At 72.5% G+C, this 16,360-nt stretch carries 10 protein-coding genes and 2 pseudogenes; 6 read left to right on the top strand and 6 right to left on the bottom strand.

Annotated elements, in window-relative coordinates:
* Positions 1 to 9: 9 nt before the first annotated feature.
* Together ACZ5WG_RS20055 and ACZ5WG_RS20050 are read right to left on the bottom strand one after the other, a co-directional pair.
* Positions 10 to 2,040, bottom strand: a complete 2,031-nt coding sequence (locus ACZ5WG_RS20055) for a serine/threonine-protein kinase (protein ID WP_468724762.1) — start codon at positions 2,038 to 2,040, stop codon at positions 10 to 12.
* Between the two features lie 149 nt (positions 2,041 to 2,189).
* Positions 2,190 to 2,465, bottom strand: a complete 276-nt coding sequence (locus ACZ5WG_RS20050; protein ID WP_468724760.1) for an acylphosphatase — start codon at positions 2,463 to 2,465, stop codon at positions 2,190 to 2,192.
* 433 nt (positions 2,466 to 2,898) lie between these two features.
* Here ACZ5WG_RS20050 and ACZ5WG_RS20045 point away from each other — a divergent pair, with 433 nt between their 5' ends.
* The 4 genes from ACZ5WG_RS20045 (at position 2,899) to ACZ5WG_RS20030 (ending at position 9,292) form a co-directional block, all read left to right on the top strand.
* A complete protein-coding gene (locus tag ACZ5WG_RS20045) occupies positions 2,899 to 3,117 on the top strand; it encodes a hypothetical protein (RefSeq protein ID WP_030297568.1) in 219 nt (72 codons plus the stop codon).
* 100 nt (positions 3,118 to 3,217) lie between these two features.
* The gene (locus ACZ5WG_RS20040) at positions 3,218 to 4,024 is read left to right on the top strand and encodes a hypothetical protein (protein ID WP_468724758.1); all 807 of its coding nucleotides are present in this window, start codon (positions 3,218 to 3,220) and stop codon (positions 4,022 to 4,024) included.
* A 143-nt stretch (positions 4,025 to 4,167) separates the two neighbouring features.
* Positions 4,168 to 6,294 carry an NHLP family bacteriocin export ABC transporter peptidase/permease/ATPase subunit gene (locus tag ACZ5WG_RS20035; RefSeq protein WP_468725059.1) on the top strand — a complete coding sequence of 709 codons (2,127 nt, stop codon included), beginning with the start codon at positions 4,168 to 4,170 and terminating at the stop codon, positions 6,292 to 6,294.
* A gap of 43 nt (positions 6,295 to 6,337) precedes the next feature.
* Positions 6,338 to 9,292 carry an NHLP bacteriocin export ABC transporter permease/ATPase subunit gene (locus tag ACZ5WG_RS20030; RefSeq protein WP_468724757.1) on the top strand — a complete coding sequence of 985 codons (2,955 nt, stop codon included), beginning with the start codon at positions 6,338 to 6,340 and terminating at the stop codon, positions 9,290 to 9,292.
* Between the two features lie 151 nt (positions 9,293 to 9,443).
* Here ACZ5WG_RS20030 and ACZ5WG_RS20025 read toward each other — a convergent pair.
* Both ACZ5WG_RS20025 and yczE read right to left on the bottom strand, forming a co-directional pair.
* Positions 9,444 to 10,397: pseudogene (locus tag ACZ5WG_RS20025) on the bottom strand (CHAT domain-containing protein); the annotation flags it as partial.
* 470 nt (positions 10,398 to 10,867) lie between these two features.
* Positions 10,868 to 11,485 (bottom strand): annotated as a pseudogene (gene yczE, locus ACZ5WG_RS20020) (membrane protein YczE); the annotation flags it as partial.
* Positions 11,486 to 11,729: 244 nt separating this feature from the next.
* Here yczE and ACZ5WG_RS20015 point away from each other — a divergent pair.
* Complete coding sequence (locus tag ACZ5WG_RS20015) at positions 11,730 to 13,568, top strand: VanW family protein (protein WP_468724756.1); 1,839 nt, start codon at positions 11,730 to 11,732, stop codon at positions 13,566 to 13,568.
* Between the two features lie 55 nt (positions 13,569 to 13,623).
* Here the strand turns inward: ACZ5WG_RS20015 and ACZ5WG_RS20010 are convergent, their stop codons facing one another.
* Together ACZ5WG_RS20010 and ACZ5WG_RS20005 are read right to left on the bottom strand one after the other, a co-directional pair.
* Positions 13,624 to 13,845: an acyl-CoA carboxylase epsilon subunit gene (locus tag ACZ5WG_RS20010; protein ID WP_468724754.1), complete on the bottom strand. Its 222-nt coding sequence runs from the start codon at positions 13,843 to 13,845 to the stop codon at positions 13,624 to 13,626.
* Entirely contained in the window at positions 13,842 to 15,086 is a 1,245-nt protein-coding gene (locus ACZ5WG_RS20005; protein ID WP_468724752.1) for a cytochrome P450, read from the bottom strand. The genes ACZ5WG_RS20010 and ACZ5WG_RS20005 overlap by 4 nt, the downstream gene beginning before the upstream one ends.
* Before the next feature lie 204 nt (positions 15,087 to 15,290).
* Between ACZ5WG_RS20005 and ACZ5WG_RS20000 the strand changes: the two genes are divergently transcribed.
* Positions 15,291 to 16,352: a type III polyketide synthase gene (locus ACZ5WG_RS20000; protein WP_468724751.1), complete on the top strand. Its 1,062-nt coding sequence runs from the start codon at positions 15,291 to 15,293 to the stop codon at positions 16,350 to 16,352.
* Positions 16,353 to 16,360 lie beyond the last annotated feature (8 nt).

The raw sequence follows: 16,360 nt of genomic DNA, 5'->3' as shown, positions 1-16,360 counted from the left end.
TCGAGGGGCTCAGGGAGTGCAGGTGCCCGAGCCGATGAACTGGCGTCCGTTCGTGTAAGGGTCGTACACGGCGACGGCCCAGCGGGTGTAGTTCCAGCTCCTGTTGCTGTGGAACTCGGCGGTGAGCTTGCGGCAGACGGCTTCCTCGGCGGCGCCCTTGAGATTGGACTGGGAAGCGCGGCTCGTAAAACGGTTGTTGGGGTCGTCGGTCCATACGTAGGCGGCGTTCTCGACCGGATCGAAGCCGAGGGTGATGTCGTCGGCCGTACCGATGGGGGCTTCGTTCGTCTCGGCGGTGGCGGTGTTCCAGGTGGCCGTGACGGCTTTGGCCGTGGCGTCGGCCACGCGGATCTCGGCCTTGTCGCTGCTCGGGATCTCGGCCGTCGCCATGCCGGATTCGTCGCCGCGCCATTGGCCGGCGATCTCCGTGAAGCAGCCGTCGGTGGCCTTCCCGTAGCCGATGGCCGCCGCGCTGACGTCACCGTCGGAGGTCTTCCAGTAGACGGAGAAGCGGCCGTAGGGCCAGGTCGTGGGGGCGTCCTTGAGGCGATGTGCGAGCGCGGTGCAGGCGGCCATCTGCCCGGCCCGGCGGAACACCTCCCGGTAGTGGTCGGGGAGCTGGGGGACCGGCCCGCCGGTCACGATCACGGTCTGCGCGCGCAGGTTGAACGTGATCGTGGGCTTCATGAAGTCCATGTCCTTCGTGGCCAGCATGGATCTCATCCGGTCGCGGATCGCCTGCTCGGCCTCCCGCTCCCGAGGGCCGGCGGCGGTGGTGCTGGTCCGCCATTCGTCCGGGTCCGGCTGGGCTTCGTCACCGGAGCGGGTGTAGGCCGGGCCGGGCACTCCCGCCAGCGGATCCGTGGGAACCCTGACGGTTCGTGCGTCGACGGGTGATGCGGTCATGGCCCCGGCCGGGACGGAGGAGGACGGCTCGCTGTGGCGCGGCGAGGCGGCGACCGCGCTGCTTGGAGCGGCGCCGGTACCGACGCGGTCCTCGGTGTCGAAAGCGACGATGCTGCCCGCGACGGCGGTGCCTGCGGCTGCCGCGGCGACGGCGGCCATGAGCGCGCGCTTGCGGGTGGACGCGGCCGGGGTGCGCCAGGCGGGGTCCTCCACGCCCGGCACGTGCCACTCGCCGGTGACGAGGTGGCCGGCCCTCGTCGCGCCCGGCCCTGCGCCGACGGTGAGTACGTGGGTCGCCTGGGCGGCGAGGAGCCGCGCGCACTCCTGCGCTGCCGAATCGGCGGTCATCCGTTCGCGGGGGTTCTTCGCGAGGGCCTTGTCCACGGTCCCGCGCAGTTCCCCGGGGAGGCCGTCGAGGTCGGGACCACCGGACATGACGCGGTACGCGACCACGTCCGGGGCTCCCGTGCCGAACGGCAGGCGGCCGGTGGCGGCGTGGGCGACGAGCGCGCCCCAGGCGAACACGTCGCCCTCCGGGCCGGCGGTGCCGGTGCGGTAGTGCTCGGGGCTGATCCAGCCCGGAGTGCCGGTCATCACGCCGGTCCGGGTCACGGACGTGCCGTCGGCGGCGTGGGCGATCCCGAAGTCCAGGACGCGCGGCCCGGCGGGGGTGAGGATGACGTTCTGCGGTTTGACGTCCCGGTGGACGACGCCGGCGGCGTGGACGGTGGCGAGGGCCCGGGCGGTGCCCGTGGCGAAGGCGTACAAGGTGCCGCCGGAAAGGGGGCCGTGCACGGCCAGGTGCTGGTCGAGGGTGAGGCCCGGGGCGTAGGCGGTGGCCAGCCACGGGGTTTCGGCATCGGGATCGGCCGCAAGGAGGGGGATGAGCCATGGCCCCCGGACCCGGGCGGAGAGCTGCACCTCGCGGCGGAAGCGGGCCCGGAACTCGGGGTCCTCGGCGTGCGCGGGGTGGACGACCTTGACCGCGACCCGTAGCCCGGCCGGATCGAGGCCGGCGTGAACCGTGCCCATGCCGCCCGACCCGAGGCGGCCGATGATCCGGTACGTGCCGACCCGCTTGGGGTCGCCGGGGCGGGCGGGCTGCACCCGCCCGCCGGAGCGGGCAAGGCTCACAGGGTTCCGTTCGTCTTGTGCGGTCGAGCGTCACGAGGCCGGCGCACCCGCCGGAGGAGTCCGCCCCAGCATGGCGGACGAATGCGGTCCGCGGGGGCCGTTCTCCCATTCGTGGGACGACGGCCTCCGTGTGTTCCCGGTGGGTGGGTTCAGACGCGGATCTCGAAGCCTTCCAGGCCCTCGGGCCGTTCCTCGTGGAGCTGGACGCGGGTCACGTCGGCGCCACGCGGGCCTCGGTGGGCCCAGTCGAGCATGCGGGCGACGGAGGCCGAGGGTCCCTCGAACACCGCCTCGACGGTCCCGTCCGGGAGGTTGCGCACCCAGCCGGCCACGCCGTGATCGAGGGCGGTGCGGCGGCAGGTGTCGCGGAAGAAGACACCCTGCACCACGCCGTGGACGATCACTCGGCTGCGCACTCGTTCCATGGGCCGACCATACGCCCGGAGGGCCCCGATCGGCACGCATCGTGATCGGCCCGTCACGGAGTGCCCCTCCCGCAAATCTTCACGCGGTGAAAGTGGAGGGGGTGCCTCCCGTTACATCTCTCCCCCGGGATGCGGTGGCGGCCTTTGCGGGTGGTGGGGGTTTGGGTGGGTTCGGGGCGTGGGGGTGGTGGGGCATTTCGTTTTGTTACTCGATCTTGTGGAGAACCCGTGGCGATCCGTCGAATCAATCGGAAAGCCCGCCGGGTGAACGGTCACCTGGCGCGGGAGAGGGCGTCAACGCGGTTGGCCGGGTGACCCGTTCGCGTGCTTACATCTGCCCACCGAAGTGATGTTCGGAAGTGGTCGGACCGCCTAGTCGCAGACCGCCCACGCCATTTGAGAAACATTCAGACAACTGAAGGGTGCGCACATCATGCGTAACGACATCGAGACCCGTGAGATCGCCGACGACGAACTGGACGCGGTTTCCGGCGGTGTCAGCATTTCCGGTGGCCTCCTCGGCGCCGTCACCGGCGACGTCTTCCAGGTCGTGAACACGGTGACCTCGCTCGACACGGTCCACGGCGCGCTGGCCCTGCCCGGCCAGGTCGAGGGCATCGTCGGCGTTCGTGCCGGTGTCGCCGGCCTCTGAGCCGAGCCGGCCAGCAGCGCGCGTGAACCCCGGGACGTCATCGTTCCGGGGTTCACGGGTGCCCGTTTCAAGAATGAAGAATGCAGGCGAAGGATAGTTCGTGCAGTTCCGTCAAAAGGCGCTCTCCAAGCTGCAATCGCCCGAAGAACTTGATCTGCCCGTACGTTTCGCACGCCCGCAGGGCCGGTTCGTTCTCGCCGTCACCGTCGTCGTCATGGCTGCCGCGGCTTTCTGGGCATTCACCGGATCCGTCTCCTCCAAGCTGACCGCACCCGGCATCCTCACGCACGCCGAGGGCAGTTATCTGCTGCAGAGCCCGTTCGCCGGACAGGTCACCGCCGTACTCGCCAAAGAGGGCCAACTGCTGCCCCCGGGCGCGCCGCTGCTCCAGCTCGCCACGGACCAGGGTGAGCGGACCGTACGCGTGGTCGCCGGAGGGCGGGTGACGACCCTGGCCGCGAAGACCGGCTCGGTCGTCACGACGGGCGCGGACGTCGCGACCGTGGAACGCGTGAAGAACACGGACGACCCGCTGGTGGCCGTGCTCTACCTGCCCGCCGGCAACGCCGCGCAGATCCGCGTGGGCGCCCCGGTCGACCTGACCGTCCAGTCCGCCCCCCAGCAGCAGTTCGGCGTGCTGCGCGGGCGCGTCAAGGAAGTCGGCCGGGCGCCCCAGACGCAGGCGCAGCTCACCGGCTTCCTCGGGGACTCCCGCCTCGCCGCCCAGTTCGCCGGCCAGGGCAACCCCGTCGCCGTGCTCGTGCAGCTCGAACGCTCCTCCGCGACCACCTCCGGCTACCGGTGGTCCTCCGCGGGCGGGCCCCCGTACCCCGTCGACTCCACGACACCGGTCACCGGAGCCGTCCACCTCGCCGCACAGCGCCCCGTCGATTGGCTGCTTCCGTGACCGTGCCGCAGCACACCTCCCCGAACCGGCCCCGCTCCGGGCCCCCGGCCGGCCGGGTCGCGCCCGGCGGGCGCCGGCGCCGCCGTCCGGCCGTCCCCCGGGGCCGCACGCCCCGTACCGTACGCACGCCCACCGTGCTGCAGATGGAGGCGGTGGAGTGCGGCGCCGCCGCGCTCGCCATGGTGCTCGGCCACTTCGGCCGCTTCGTGCCCCTGGAAGAGCTGCGCATCGCGTGCGGGGTGTCCCGGGACGGCTCCCGCGCCGGCAACCTCCTCAAGGCCGCGCGCGGTTACGGACTGACGGCCAAGGGCATGCAGATGGACCTGGCCGCGCTCGCCGGGGTGAACCCGCCGGCCATCCTCTTCTGGGAGTTCAACCACTACGTCGTCTACGAGGGGATGGGCCGCCGCCTCGGCCGCCGGGGCGTGTACATCAACGACCCCGGCAAGGGCCGCCGGTTCGTCCCCATGGAGGAGTTCGACACCGGCTTCACCGGCATCGCGCTCGTCTTCGAGCCCGGTCCGGGCTTCCGCCGCACCGGCCGCCGGCAAGGCGTCATGAGCGCCCTGCCGGCCCGCCTGCGCGGCACTTCGGGCACCATGCTCGCCGCCGTGGTCTCCAGCCTCCTGCTGGTGGCCGTCGGAGCGACGGTGCCCGCGCTGAGCCGTACGTACATCGACATGTTCCTCATCGGCGAGCAGACGTCCCTGCTGGGCGTGCTCTTCGCCTCGATGGCGGCGGCCCTGGTGCTCACGGCCGTGCTCACCTCCCTGCAGCAGGCCAACCTGCTGCGCGGCCGCATCATCTCCTCGACGCTCGGCAGCGCCCGCTTTCTGCGGCACCTGCTCCGGCTTCCGGTCACCTTCTTCACCCAGCGCAACCCGGCCGACCTGGTCCAGCGCCTCCAGTCCAACGACGCGGTCGCCGAGACCCTCGCCCGGGACCTGGCCGCCGCGGGCGTCGACGCCGTGGTGGTCGTGCTCTACGCGGTGCTGCTGTGGACGTACGACCCGCAGCTCACCGCCGTCGGCGTACTCATCGCGCTGCTCAACATCGCGGCCGTGCGCATCGTGATGCGGGTACGGGCCACCGGCACCCAGAAGCTGCGCGCCGAGAGCGCCCGGCTCACCAACACCTCGTACAGCGGCCTCCAGCTCATCGAGACGATGAAGGCCACCGGCGGGGAGAACGGTTTCTTCCGCCGGTGGGCCGGCCAGCACGCGGTCACCCTCGACGTGCAGCAGCGGCTCGGCGTCCCCAGCGCCTGGCTGGCCGTCGTCGCGCCGACGCTGGCCGCGCTCAACAGTGCGCTGATCCTGATGATCGGCGGCCTGCGGGCGGTGGAGGGGCACCTCTCGGTCGGCCTGCTCGTCGCCTTCCAGGCCCTGGTCACCAGCTTCACCGCGCCGATCACCCGACTGGGCGGCGTGGCCGGCCGGATCCAGGACTTCGCCGCCGACGTCGCCCGCCTCAAGGACGTCGAGAACTTCCCCGTCGACCCGCTCTACCTGCGGCACGCGCGGGGCGAGGCCGCCGCCGGTACCCGCCGGCTCAAGGGGCACGTGGAACTGGACGGCATCACCTTCGGGTACAGCCCGCTGGACGCACCTCTGCTGAAGGACGTCTCGCTCGCGGTCGGCCCCGGGCAGCAGGTCGCGCTCGTCGGCGGCTCCGGCAGCGGCAAATCCACCGTCTCCCGGCTGATATCCGGCCTCCACACCCCCTGGGCGGGCGCCATCCGCATCGACGGGATGCGGCTGGAGGACATCCCGCGCGGCGCGCTGGCCGCCTCCGTCTCCTTCGTGGACCAGGACGTCTTCCTCTTCGAGGGCACCGTCCGCGACAACGTCGCGCTGTGGGACCCCTCCATCCCGGACGAGGCCGTCATCGCCGCCCTCCAGGACGCCGCCGTGTACGACGTGGTCGGGCGCCGCGCCGGCGGCATCCACAGCCACGTCGAGCAGGACGGCCGCAACTTCTCCGGCGGCCAGCGCCAGCGCCTGGAGATCGCCCGCGCCCTGGTGCGCCGCCCCAGCGTCATGATCCTGGACGAGGTGACCAGCGCCCTGGACGCGGCGACCGAGCAGATCGTCATCGACAACCTGCGGCGCCGCGGCTGCGCGTGCGTGGTGATCGCCCACCGGCTGAGCACCGTGCGCGACAGCGACGAGATCGTCGTGCTCGACCGGGGCACGGTCGTGGAACGCGGACGGCACGAGCACCTGATCGCCGCGCAGGGCGCGTACGCCCGACTGGTGAAGGAGCACTGACGTGACATCCCCTCACCAGTCCCACGAGACCCACCAGACGCACATGACTTACACAACCCACCAGACCCACCAGACCCACCAGACCCATCCAACCCACCCGGTCCACCAGACTTACGAGCCCCACCAGGCCCACACCGCACCCGATCCGGTCGTCGCGGCCCTCGGCGGCCTCGGCACGCCGGTCGACTGCACGGGCCTGCGCAGCCTGTCGCTGGAAGGCCCGCTCGTACTGTGGCTCGTCGTGCAGGGCGAGCTGGACCTGTTCGCCGTCGATGCCGCCCAGGCGGGCCACTGGCACTTCCTGGGCCGGCTCGAGTCGGGCACGCTGCTGCTCGGCCCGGCCGAGGGCCCCGCCCACACGCTGACCGGGCGCCCGCTGCAGGGCTGCGTACTGCGCCGCATCGAGCTGCGCGAGCTGTACCGCCCCGAGTACGGAGCCCAGGGGGTCCCCGCGGACGGAGCCTGGGGGTGGCACGCCGATCCCTGGCAGAACGGGTTCGCCGACGCCGTGCCCAGCCCCCTCGAGGACGCCTTCGCCCGCGGCATCGGCCGCGGTCTGCGCGTGCTGTACCAGGCGCCGCTGGAGGGCCGAGCCACGGCCGCCCCCGGCGGGGCCGACGAGGACATCCTGTGGATGCAGGTCCCCCCGGGGAGCGTGCAGTACGGCGCCGTGTACGAGACCCACAACTCCGCGGCCGGCATGCCCGCGCCCGCCGGCACGCTCCTCGTCGACGGGGCCGTGTGGCAGGGCATGGTGGACCAGCAGTACCGGCTGCTGGACGCCCTGGACCGCTGGATCGAGCAGGACGAGCGCGCCCACGAGGACCGCACGGCCGCCGGCATCGAGGCCGGCGAGGCAGCCCGTACCCAGGCGGACCGCACCCTGCTCGCCTCCATCGGCCGCTCCCGCAGGGGCTCACGCCGCGATGCGGGCCACGACGCGACCTTCGCCGCGTGCCGCCTGGTCGCGGCCGCGGGCGGCATCGCCCTGACCGAGCCGACGGGCGGCGGCGCCGCAGCCTCCGAGCGGACGGACCCCGTCGAACGCATCGCGCTCGCCTCCCGGATCCGCACCCGCGCCGTCCGGCTCGGCGGACGGTGGTGGCGGGAGAACAGCGGCCCCCTGGTCGGCCGGCGCGCGGACGACGGGACCCCCGTCGCGCTGCTGTGGCGGCGCGGCCGGTACGAGGCCGTCGACCCCGCCACCGGCGCGCGCGAACGCCTCGGCCAGGGCAGCGCGGACGCGTTCGAGCCGCACGCCGTCATGTTCTACCGCCCGCTGCCCGACCGGAAGCCGGGCCTGCTGCACCTGCTCCGCTTCAGCGTCCGCGGCAGCGGCGCGGACCTGCGCAGCCTCGTCGTGGGCGGGCTGGGCGCCGTCGGCCTCGGCGCGGTCGTCCCCGTGGCCACCGGCCGCGTGCTCGGCGCGTACGTCCCGCACGCCGAGGAGAGCCTCATCGTGCAGACCGCGCTGGCGCTCATCGCGACCAGCGTGGTCTCGGCCGCCTTCATGCTGCTGCAGAACAACTCCCTCCTGCGCATGGAAGGCCGCATCGAGGCCACCTTGCAGCCGGCCGTCTGGGACCGGCTGCTCCGGCTGCCGGTGACGTTCTTCGCCGGCCGCTCCACCGGGGAACTGGCCGCCGCGGCCATGGGCATCAGCTCCATCCGCACCGTGCTGTCCGGCATCGTCTCGGTCTCCCTGCAGGCGGGCACCGTCGGCACGATCAACCTCGTGCTGCTGCTCGTCTACAGCGTGCCGCTGGCACTGGCCGCGGTCGCCATGCTGCTCGCCATCGCCGTCGTCTTCCTGGGCCTGGGACTGTGGCAGCTCCGCTACCAGCGCCGGCTGATCAGGATCGGCAACAAGCTCGACAACCAGGCGTTCCAGACCCTGCGCGGGCTGCCCAAACTGCGCGTGGCCGCGGCCGAGAGCTTCGCGTACGCCGCCTGGGCACGGGAGTTCGCCCGTACCCGCGAGCTCCAGCAGCGCATCGGCCGGATCAAGAACGTCGTCACGGTGCTCAACGCGGTCTATCTGCCGCTGTGCACGCTCGTGATGTTCATGCTGCTGGCCGGCCCGGCCCGGGGCAGCATGTCCGCCGGCGAGTTCCTCACGTTCAGCACCGCCGTGACGATGATGCTGTCCTCGGCCACCCAGCTGACCGGCGCCCTCCTCTCGGCCGCCGCCGTGCAGCCGATGTTCGAGCAGGTCAAGCCGCTCCTCCAGGCGACCCCCGAAGTACGCGGCTCCAGCATCCGGCCGGGCGAGCTCAGCGGCGCCGTCGAGGTGAAGAACCTCTCCTACCGGTACGCCGACGACGGCCCGCTCGTCCTGGACGACGTGTCCTTCCAGGTGCGGCCCGGTGAGTTCGTCGCGGTCGTCGGGGCCAGCGGCTGCGGCAAGTCGACCCTGCTGCGACTGCTCATCGGTTTCGACCGGCCCGCCTCCGGCAGCGTGCTGTACGACGGCCAGGACCTGGCCGCACTCGACCAGGCGGCCGTGCGCCGCCAGTGCGGTGTCGTCCTGCAGAACGCACAGCCGTTCTCCGGCTCGATCCTCGACTGCATCCGCGGCTCCGGCGCGTACTCCCTCGAGGAGGCGGCGGAGGCCGCCGCCCTGGCGGGCCTCGCCGAGGACATCAAGGCCATGCCCATGGGCATGCACACCGTGCTGTCCGACGGCGGCGGCACCGTCTCGGGCGGCCAGCGCCAGCGGCTGATGATCGCCCAGGCGCTCATCGGCAAACCGCGCATCCTCTTCCTGGACGAGGCCACCAGCGCACTGGACAACGAGGCCCAGCGCGTGGTCATCGAGTCCACCCGCACCCTGCGCGCCACCCGCATCGTGATCGCCCACCGGCTGTCCACCGTCATGGACGCCGACCGGGTGATCGTGATGTCGGACGGCCGGGTCGCCCAGCAGGGGCCGCCCGCCGAACTGCTCGCCGATACCCAGGGCCTGTTCCACGAGCTGGTCCGCCGTCAGGTCGGATGACCGGATCTACGGCCCGAAGTGGACGTACGAGGCCCAGGCCATCGGCCGGTACGGATCCTCGCGGCGGATGCGGACGACCGCCTCGTGCAGGGCGTGGGCGGCGCGGGTGCAGGGTGCCCGCGGAGTCGCCGAGGACCCCGTACAGCATCTCCGTGACCCGCCGTGCGGTGTCGTCCCCGACGGTCCACAGCGTCGAGACGACCTGCCGGAAGCTGCCCAGCAGCAGGGCGCCGGCCAGGTGGATCGCCTCGTCCGGCAGCTCCGTGCCGCCCACCGCGGTCTGGCAGGCGGACAGGACCGCCGGCTCCGCCGACTCCAGGTCGAGCCGGGCGAGTGCGGTCACCGTCAGCGGACCGTCGCACAGGTACAGGGCTCCCCGAGCCGGGTCGGCGAGGTCCTGGCCGCCGTGGCAGGCGAAGTGGACGCAGCTGTGCGAGCGCAGCAGGTCCAGCACCACCGCCCGGGTGGCCTGGGCGTCAGCCAGGACCGTGTGCCGCCCGGGGAAGCGCCGCCGCAGCGCCTCCGCCTCCCGCCGTACGCCCGGCAGCGGTTCCAGCGAGGGCGCGTAGCCGGGCCGCCCGCTCACCGCCGGGACCAGCAGCCGGCGCGGCCCGTCCGGGGCGGCCGCGGGCCTGCGCGCCCGGGCCAGGGCCCGCAGGGTCGGCATGTACGAGGACACCACCCGCTCCACCACGGCGTCGTACGGCCGCTCGTCGTCGGGATCGTGGTAGCCAGCGGCATGCACCGGCAGCAGTGCCAGCGGCCCCGTGGCGCACCACCACAGGCGCCTCCCCTGCCGGTCCGCCGCCTCCGGGGCGTCCAGCACCGGCGAGGCGACCGTGTCCCACAGCCACTCCAGGGTGTCCAGGACCGTCTGCTGCACGGGACCGGTCGGCGCCCCCGGACGCCCGATGCGGTCCACGGCGGCCAGGTACCGCTCCGTACGGCGCTGCGCCTCCTCCGCGTCCAGACCGGGCAGCGGGACGAGCCGGACCCGGCCCGGGGTCACCACCAGGGCGTCGCAGCGGTAGCGGCTGACGTTGACGAGGACCACCGGCCCGGCGGCGGTCGCCTGCGACAGCTCGGCGAAGGGGAGCGGGAGCATGAAGTACGTGAAACCCGGCTGGAGCCGGATCTCCGTCACCAGCGCATCCCACTCCCGCGCCAGCCGGCGCTGCCGCCGGGTGTCGTCCGAGACCCCGCCGCCGTCCCCGAAGCCGTCTGAGTCCAGGCCGGCCCCCTGCTCCAGACCGGCCCGCAGGCCCTCGAGCCGCCTGGCCAGCGCCGGATGCGCCCGGGTCAGTTCCGTCGAGCCGCAGCCGCAGCCGCAGCCGCAGCCGGAGCCGGATCCGGGGCCTGTGCCTGTGCCGGAGCCGGAGCCGCAGCCGGAGCCGGAGCCGGATCCGAATCCGGGGCCTGTGCCTGTGCCTGTGCCTGTGCCGGAGCCTGTGCCGCTGCCGCTGCCGCTGCCGCTGCCGGTGTCGCAGCTGCGGACCGGGCCGGATCGGCGGCGGGCGCCGGATCCGTGGCCCGAGCTGCATCCGGGGACTGCGCTCCGGCCCGGCCGCCGCCCGGGGAGCCCTCCTCGCCGGGCAGGGCGAACACGCGCAGGAAGACCTGCGAGAGCGGGCCGATGGCCAGCGCGTACGCCACGGTGCCGACGCCGGCCGTCCCGCCCAGCAGGACCCCGGCCGCGAGGACCGTGAGCTCGATCCCGGTCCGCACCAGCCGCAGCGACCGCCCGGTCCGCCGGTGCAGCCCGGTCATGAGGCCGTCGCGGGGCCCCGGCCCGAAGCGGGCGGCGATGTAGAGGCCGGTCGCGACACCGTTGAGGACGATGCCCGCCGTCAGTACGGCGGCCTGCGCGAGCGTGCCGTGCACGTCCGGCATGACCGCGAGCGTGGCGTCGATGGACAGGCCGACGGCGAACACGTTGGAGACGGTGCCCAGCCCCGGCCGCTGCCGCAGGGGCACCCACAGCAGCAGGACCAGTGCCCCGACGGCCACGGAGATCGTGCCGATGCTCCACCCGGTGAGCTCGGCGAGCCCCTGGTGGAAGACGTCCCACGGGTCCAGCCCCAGACCCGCGCGGATCAGGAACGCCGAGCTCGCGCCGTAGAGCGCGAGCCCGACGTAGAGCTGCAGGAGTCGACGCGTGAGACGCCGCGCGGGGCGGGCGGGGGCGAGGGGCACCGGTGGAGCCTTTCAGGGAGCCAAAGACCGACAGGCCTCACGATGTGGCATTCCCCGGACGACCGGACAGGGCCAATCCAACCTAAGTGGCCTTACTTCGGTGGCCTTGGTTCCGGTGGCACTCGGACTGGTCCCCCTCGTGAGAACAGGCACATTTTTGCCCCGGTTAGTCCGAATTGGTGAATGCTGGTTCCCGGTCCACACCGACGTACCAGCGCCACCGGCACCGGGAGAGACGAGACACATGCGACGCGTACACCGCCTCACGATCAACCGGCGGACGGCCCTCCCCCTCGTGGGCGGGGCCGCCGTCCTCGGCTTCGGCGGCCTCTACCTCACCGGTCTGGCCGTGGCGGGCGACGCCATCGCCGACGGCACCCAGGTACGCGGGGTCGACATCGGCGGCATGAGCCGTGCGGAGGCCCGGGCGGCCCTCGACCGCGCGCTCGGTCCGGCCGCGGCCGCCCCGATGGAGCTGCGGATCGGAGACCGCACCGAGAAGGCCGCCCCCGCCGCTTTCGGGCTGTCCCTGGACACCGCCGCCACCGTCGACCGCGCCGCGCAGACCGGAGCGGACCCCTTCAGCGTGATCGGGCGGCTGCTCACCCCGGCCGAGAACCGCGAGGTCGAGCCCGTGATCCGTACGGACGGCCCGACGAGCACGGCCGAGGTCGACCGGATCGCCGCCGCCGGACGACAGGCCCGCGACGGCGACGTCACCTTCGAGGGCGGCACGGCAAAGGCGACCGCCCCCGTCACCGGTCTCGCCGTGCGCGCCGAACAGGCTGCCGATACCGTCCGCGCCGCCTACCTGCGCCCGCAGGGCGGTCCGGTCACGCTCCCCGTGGACCAGAAGGCGCCCGCGGTGGGTCAGCAGGAGACCGCCCGGGCCCTGAAGGAGTTCGCCGAGCCCGCGATGTCCGGCCCGATCACCCTGACCGTGGCCGGAAGGACCGTGACCCTCACCCCCGCCGTGCTCGGCCGGCACCTGGCGGTCGAGCCCGACGCCCACGGCCGGCTGGTTCCGAAGCTCGACTCCAAGGGGCTGCTGGCCGACCCCGCGGTCGCCCGGCAGGTGGCCGCGGCCACCAGCCCCTCCCGCGGGGCCACCTTCCGCGTCGACTCCGCCGGCCGGGCGGTCGTCGAACAGGACGGGCGCTCCGGGATCCAGGTCACCGATAAGGCCTTCGCCGACGCCGTCGTCCCGCTGCTGACGCGCTCGGGCGCCGCCCGTACCGGTGAGGTCGCCGTGAAGACGGTCCACCCGCGTCTGACCGCCGAGAACGCACAGCGCCTCGGCATCAAGGAGAAGGTGTCCTCCTTCACCGTCAAGTTCCCGGCCGCGCCGTACCGCACCACCAACATCGGCCGGGCCGTGGAGCGGATCAACGGCTCCGTCGTGCTGCCGGGCGAGACGTGGAGCTTCAACAAGACGGTCGGCGAGCGGACGAAGGAGAACGGCTTCGTCGACGGCATCATGATCAACGACGGTCAGTACGTGAAGTCGCCCGGCGGCGGTGTCTCGGCGGTCGCGACGACCATGTACAACGCCATGTTCTTCGCGGGCGTCAAGCCGCTGGAGCACGGTGCCCACTCGTTCTACATCGAGCGGTACCCCGAGGGCCGTGAGGCCACCGTCGCCTGGGGCACCCTCGACCTGCGCTGGAAGAACGACTCGGGCCACGCCATCTACGTCCAGGCCGAGTCCACCGACACCTCGGTGACCATCAGCCTGCTCGGCACGAAGAAGTACGACGAGATACGCGCGACCCAGGGCCCGCGGACGAACGTCACCCCGCCGGCCAAGCGCACGGGCTCCGGTCCGACCTGCGAGGTGCAGACCCCGCTGGAAGGCTTCGACGTCGCCGTCGACCGGGTCTTCGTCCAGGGCGGGCAGGAGGTCAAGCGGGAGACCTACCGGACGCACTACACCCCGCGTGACGAGGTCACCTGCGATCCGCAGGCCTCGGCGAGCCCGGCCGCCCCGACGCCCTCGGCCGGCTCCGCGACCGCGACCGGCCCGGCGGCCCCGGCCGCCTCGGCGACCCCGGCCCCCGCCGCGCCGAAGCCGGTCCGCGCCTGACGGACTGCCGCCGACGGGCCCGGCCGGCCGGGCCCGTCGGCGTCGACGGGCCCCGCTAGACGAAGGGGGAGCCCGGGCGGGCGCGCCACGAGTGTGCGGGATGGTGCACCACCGACGGCAGGTTGCGGTCCCAGTGGGCACGCCGGTGCCGGGCGGAGTGCGGCGCGCGGGGCACATGGGCCGTGCGCGCCAGGACGACCAGGGCGGCCGTGAGGGCCGCCAGTTCTATGTGGTCCGGGCTGCCCCGGACCACCCTTATCCGGTGCCGGCGTATCACCAGGACACCGGCAGGGTCTTGGGCCCGCGGATCAGCGCCCCGGCCTGCCACTCGATCTGCTCGCGCGGCACGGCCAGGGCCAGGCGCGGGTAGCGGTCGAGCAGCGTGGTGACGATGATCTCGGACTCCATCCGGGCCAGCATCGAGCCGACGCAGTGGTGGGGTCCGTTCCCGAAGGCCATGTGGGCGATGGGCCCGCGGTCGAAGTCCAGCGTGTCGGGGTTCGGGAAGACCTCGGGGTCGCGGTTGGCCGCCAGGTACGAGGAGTACACCGTCTCGCCGGCCTTGACCGTGACGCCGGCGATGTCCACGTCCCGCGTGGCGATCCGCGGGAGGCCCACCCCGCTGCGGTGCGGGATGAAGCGCAGCAGCTCGTCGACGGCCTGGGGGATCAGCTCCGGCTCCCTGCGCAGCCGTTCGAGGTGCTCCGGATGGGTGAGCAGTGCGAAGATCATGTTCGCGCTGTTGTTGCGTACCGCGTGCGCACCGCTCACCAGGATCGCGGTGGCGATGGAGACGGCCTCCGGATCGGTGATCTCACCGGCGTCGGCGGCCGCGGCGAGGACCCCGGCCAGGTCGTCGCTCTGCTTCTCGCGCCGCATGGCGAGCAGGGCGACGATGCACTCGCGCACCGTCTTCAGGGCGTCCGTGCTCTTGTCGGGCGCCGGACCGGGCGTCATGATCACGTTGGCCCAGGAGGTCATGTTCCTGCGCATGTCCTGCGGCATCCCCAGCAGGTCGGCGACGGCCGCGAGGGGGAACGGGCCGTGCAGGTGCTCGACCAGGTCCGCCGGCGAGCCGTGCCGCTCCATGGCGTCCAGCAGGCTGTCGGCGGTCTTCTGCACGGTCGGCCGCAGCTTCTGCATGCTCTTGCCGGTGAAGGCCCGTGCGACCACGCGGCGCATGTCGTTGAGGCGCGGCGGGTCTGCGTAGTTCATGGACGCCTGCTGCGAGGCGATGGCGTGCGGGGAGGAGGCGGTGATCGTACGGCCGACCAGTTCCTGCCTGCTGAAGCGCGGGTCGGTGGTCGCCGCCTTCACGTCGGCGTAGCGCGCCATCAGCCAGGCGCTGCCCTGGCCGTACGGCAGCTGGATCCGGGCGGCCCGTTTGTCCCGCAGGCGGTCGTGCAGGAACGGGTCGAAGTCGAGCGCCTCGAAGTCGTCCAGGTTCCAGCAGTGCACCGGTTCGCCCGAGGCCGGGTCGGTCTCCGGCTCGAGGGCCGTGTGCGGGTCTGACGTCATGGTTCATCTCCCTGCGTGGATGTCACCCCCCAAGGCGCGATTCCGCGGGAAATCGGCACAGCCATCCCTTCCCTCTCGTCACACGCTCCGCTGCCTCCACGGCGCAGCGTCACCGGATTGGCTCATGTCCCCAACGCCGTAGTCCCGCGCGCGCATCGGCCAAAGGTCCGTGAGGCTGTGTCAGACACGAAAGGAGAGCCACCCATGGCGACTCTGTGCAGGCCAACGGTGTGCGTGCCCGAGCACGTGATCACGATGGAGCAGACCCTGGATCTGTGCCGGTCGGTGCACGCGGACCATCCGCAGCTCGACCTGGCGCTGCGTCTGATCCGCAACACCGGCGTCGCGAAGCGGCACATCGTGCGCCCCATCGAGGAGACCCTCAAGCACCCCGGTTTCGAATCGCGCAACGCGGTGTACGAGACCGAGGCCAAGCAGCGGGTCCCGGCGGTGGTGCGGCAGGCGCTGGAGGACGCGCAGCTGCGTGCGAAGGACATCGACATGATCATCTACGTGTCGTGCACGGGCTTCATGATGCCCTCGCTGACCGCCTGGATGATCAACGCGATGGGCTTCAGGACGGACACCAAACAGCTCCCCATCGCCCAGCTGGGCTGCGCGGCGGGAGGGGCGGCGGTCAACCGGGCCCACGACTTCTGCACCGCCTACCCCGAGGCGAACGCGCTGATCGTGTCCTGCGAGTTCTGCTCGCTCTGCTACCAGCCCAGTGACCTGGAGGTCGGCAACCTGCTCTCCAACGGCCTGTTCGGCGACGGCGTCGGCGCCGCCGTCGTCCGCGGCAAGGGCGGCACCGGCATGGAACTGCACCGCAACAGCTCGTACATCATCCCCCAGACAGAGGACTGGATCATGTACGACGTCAAGTCCACCGGGTTCCACTTCAAGCTCGACCGGCGGGTGCCCGGGACCATGGAACCGCTCGCGCCGTCCCTCAAAGAGCTCGCGAAAGCCCATGGCTGGGACGCCGCAGCACTGGATTTCTACATCATCCACGCCGGTGGGCCCCGCATCCTGGATGACCTGAGCAAGTACCTCGGTGTGGCACCCGAGGCATTCCGCTTCAGTCGGGCCACACTGACCGAGTACGGCAACATCGCCAGCGCCGTCGTCCTGGACGCACTGCGCCGGCTCTTCGACGAGAACGGCACCGCCGACGCCGCGCGGGGCCTGCTGGCCGGTTTCGGCCCGGGCATCACCGCAGAGATCTCACTGGGCAGCTGGACCTCGGACCGAGGGACCGGGTGAGGGAGGAA

This window comes from Streptomyces sp. NPDC032745, assembly GCF_055579465.1.
Note: the sequence above shows the minus strand (reverse complement) of the source record. Positions and strands in the feature narration are given on the sequence as shown.

Excerpts from the sequence above, each read along its gene's own strand:
- ACZ5WG_RS20000 (WP_468724751.1), top strand. The coding sequence starts at position 15,291 with ATGGCGACTCTGTGCAGGCCAACGGTGTGCGTGCCCGAGCACGTGATC.
- ACZ5WG_RS20045 (WP_030297568.1), top strand. The coding sequence starts at position 2,899 with ATGCGTAACGACATCGAGACCCGTGAGATCGCCGACGACGAACTGGAC.
- ACZ5WG_RS20015 (WP_468724756.1), top strand. The coding sequence starts at position 11,730 with ATGCGACGCGTACACCGCCTCACGATCAACCGGCGGACGGCCCTCCCC.
- ACZ5WG_RS20030 (WP_468724757.1), top strand. The coding sequence starts at position 6,338 with ATGACTTACACAACCCACCAGACCCACCAGACCCACCAGACCCATCCA.
- ACZ5WG_RS20050 (WP_468724760.1), bottom strand. The coding sequence starts at position 2,465 with ATGGAACGAGTGCGCAGCCGAGTGATCGTCCACGGCGTGGTGCAGGGT.
- ACZ5WG_RS20035 (WP_468725059.1), top strand. The coding sequence starts at position 4,168 with ATGGAGGCGGTGGAGTGCGGCGCCGCCGCGCTCGCCATGGTGCTCGGC.
- ACZ5WG_RS20005 (WP_468724752.1), bottom strand. The coding sequence starts at position 15,086 with ATGACGTCAGACCCGCACACGGCCCTCGAGCCGGAGACCGACCCGGCC.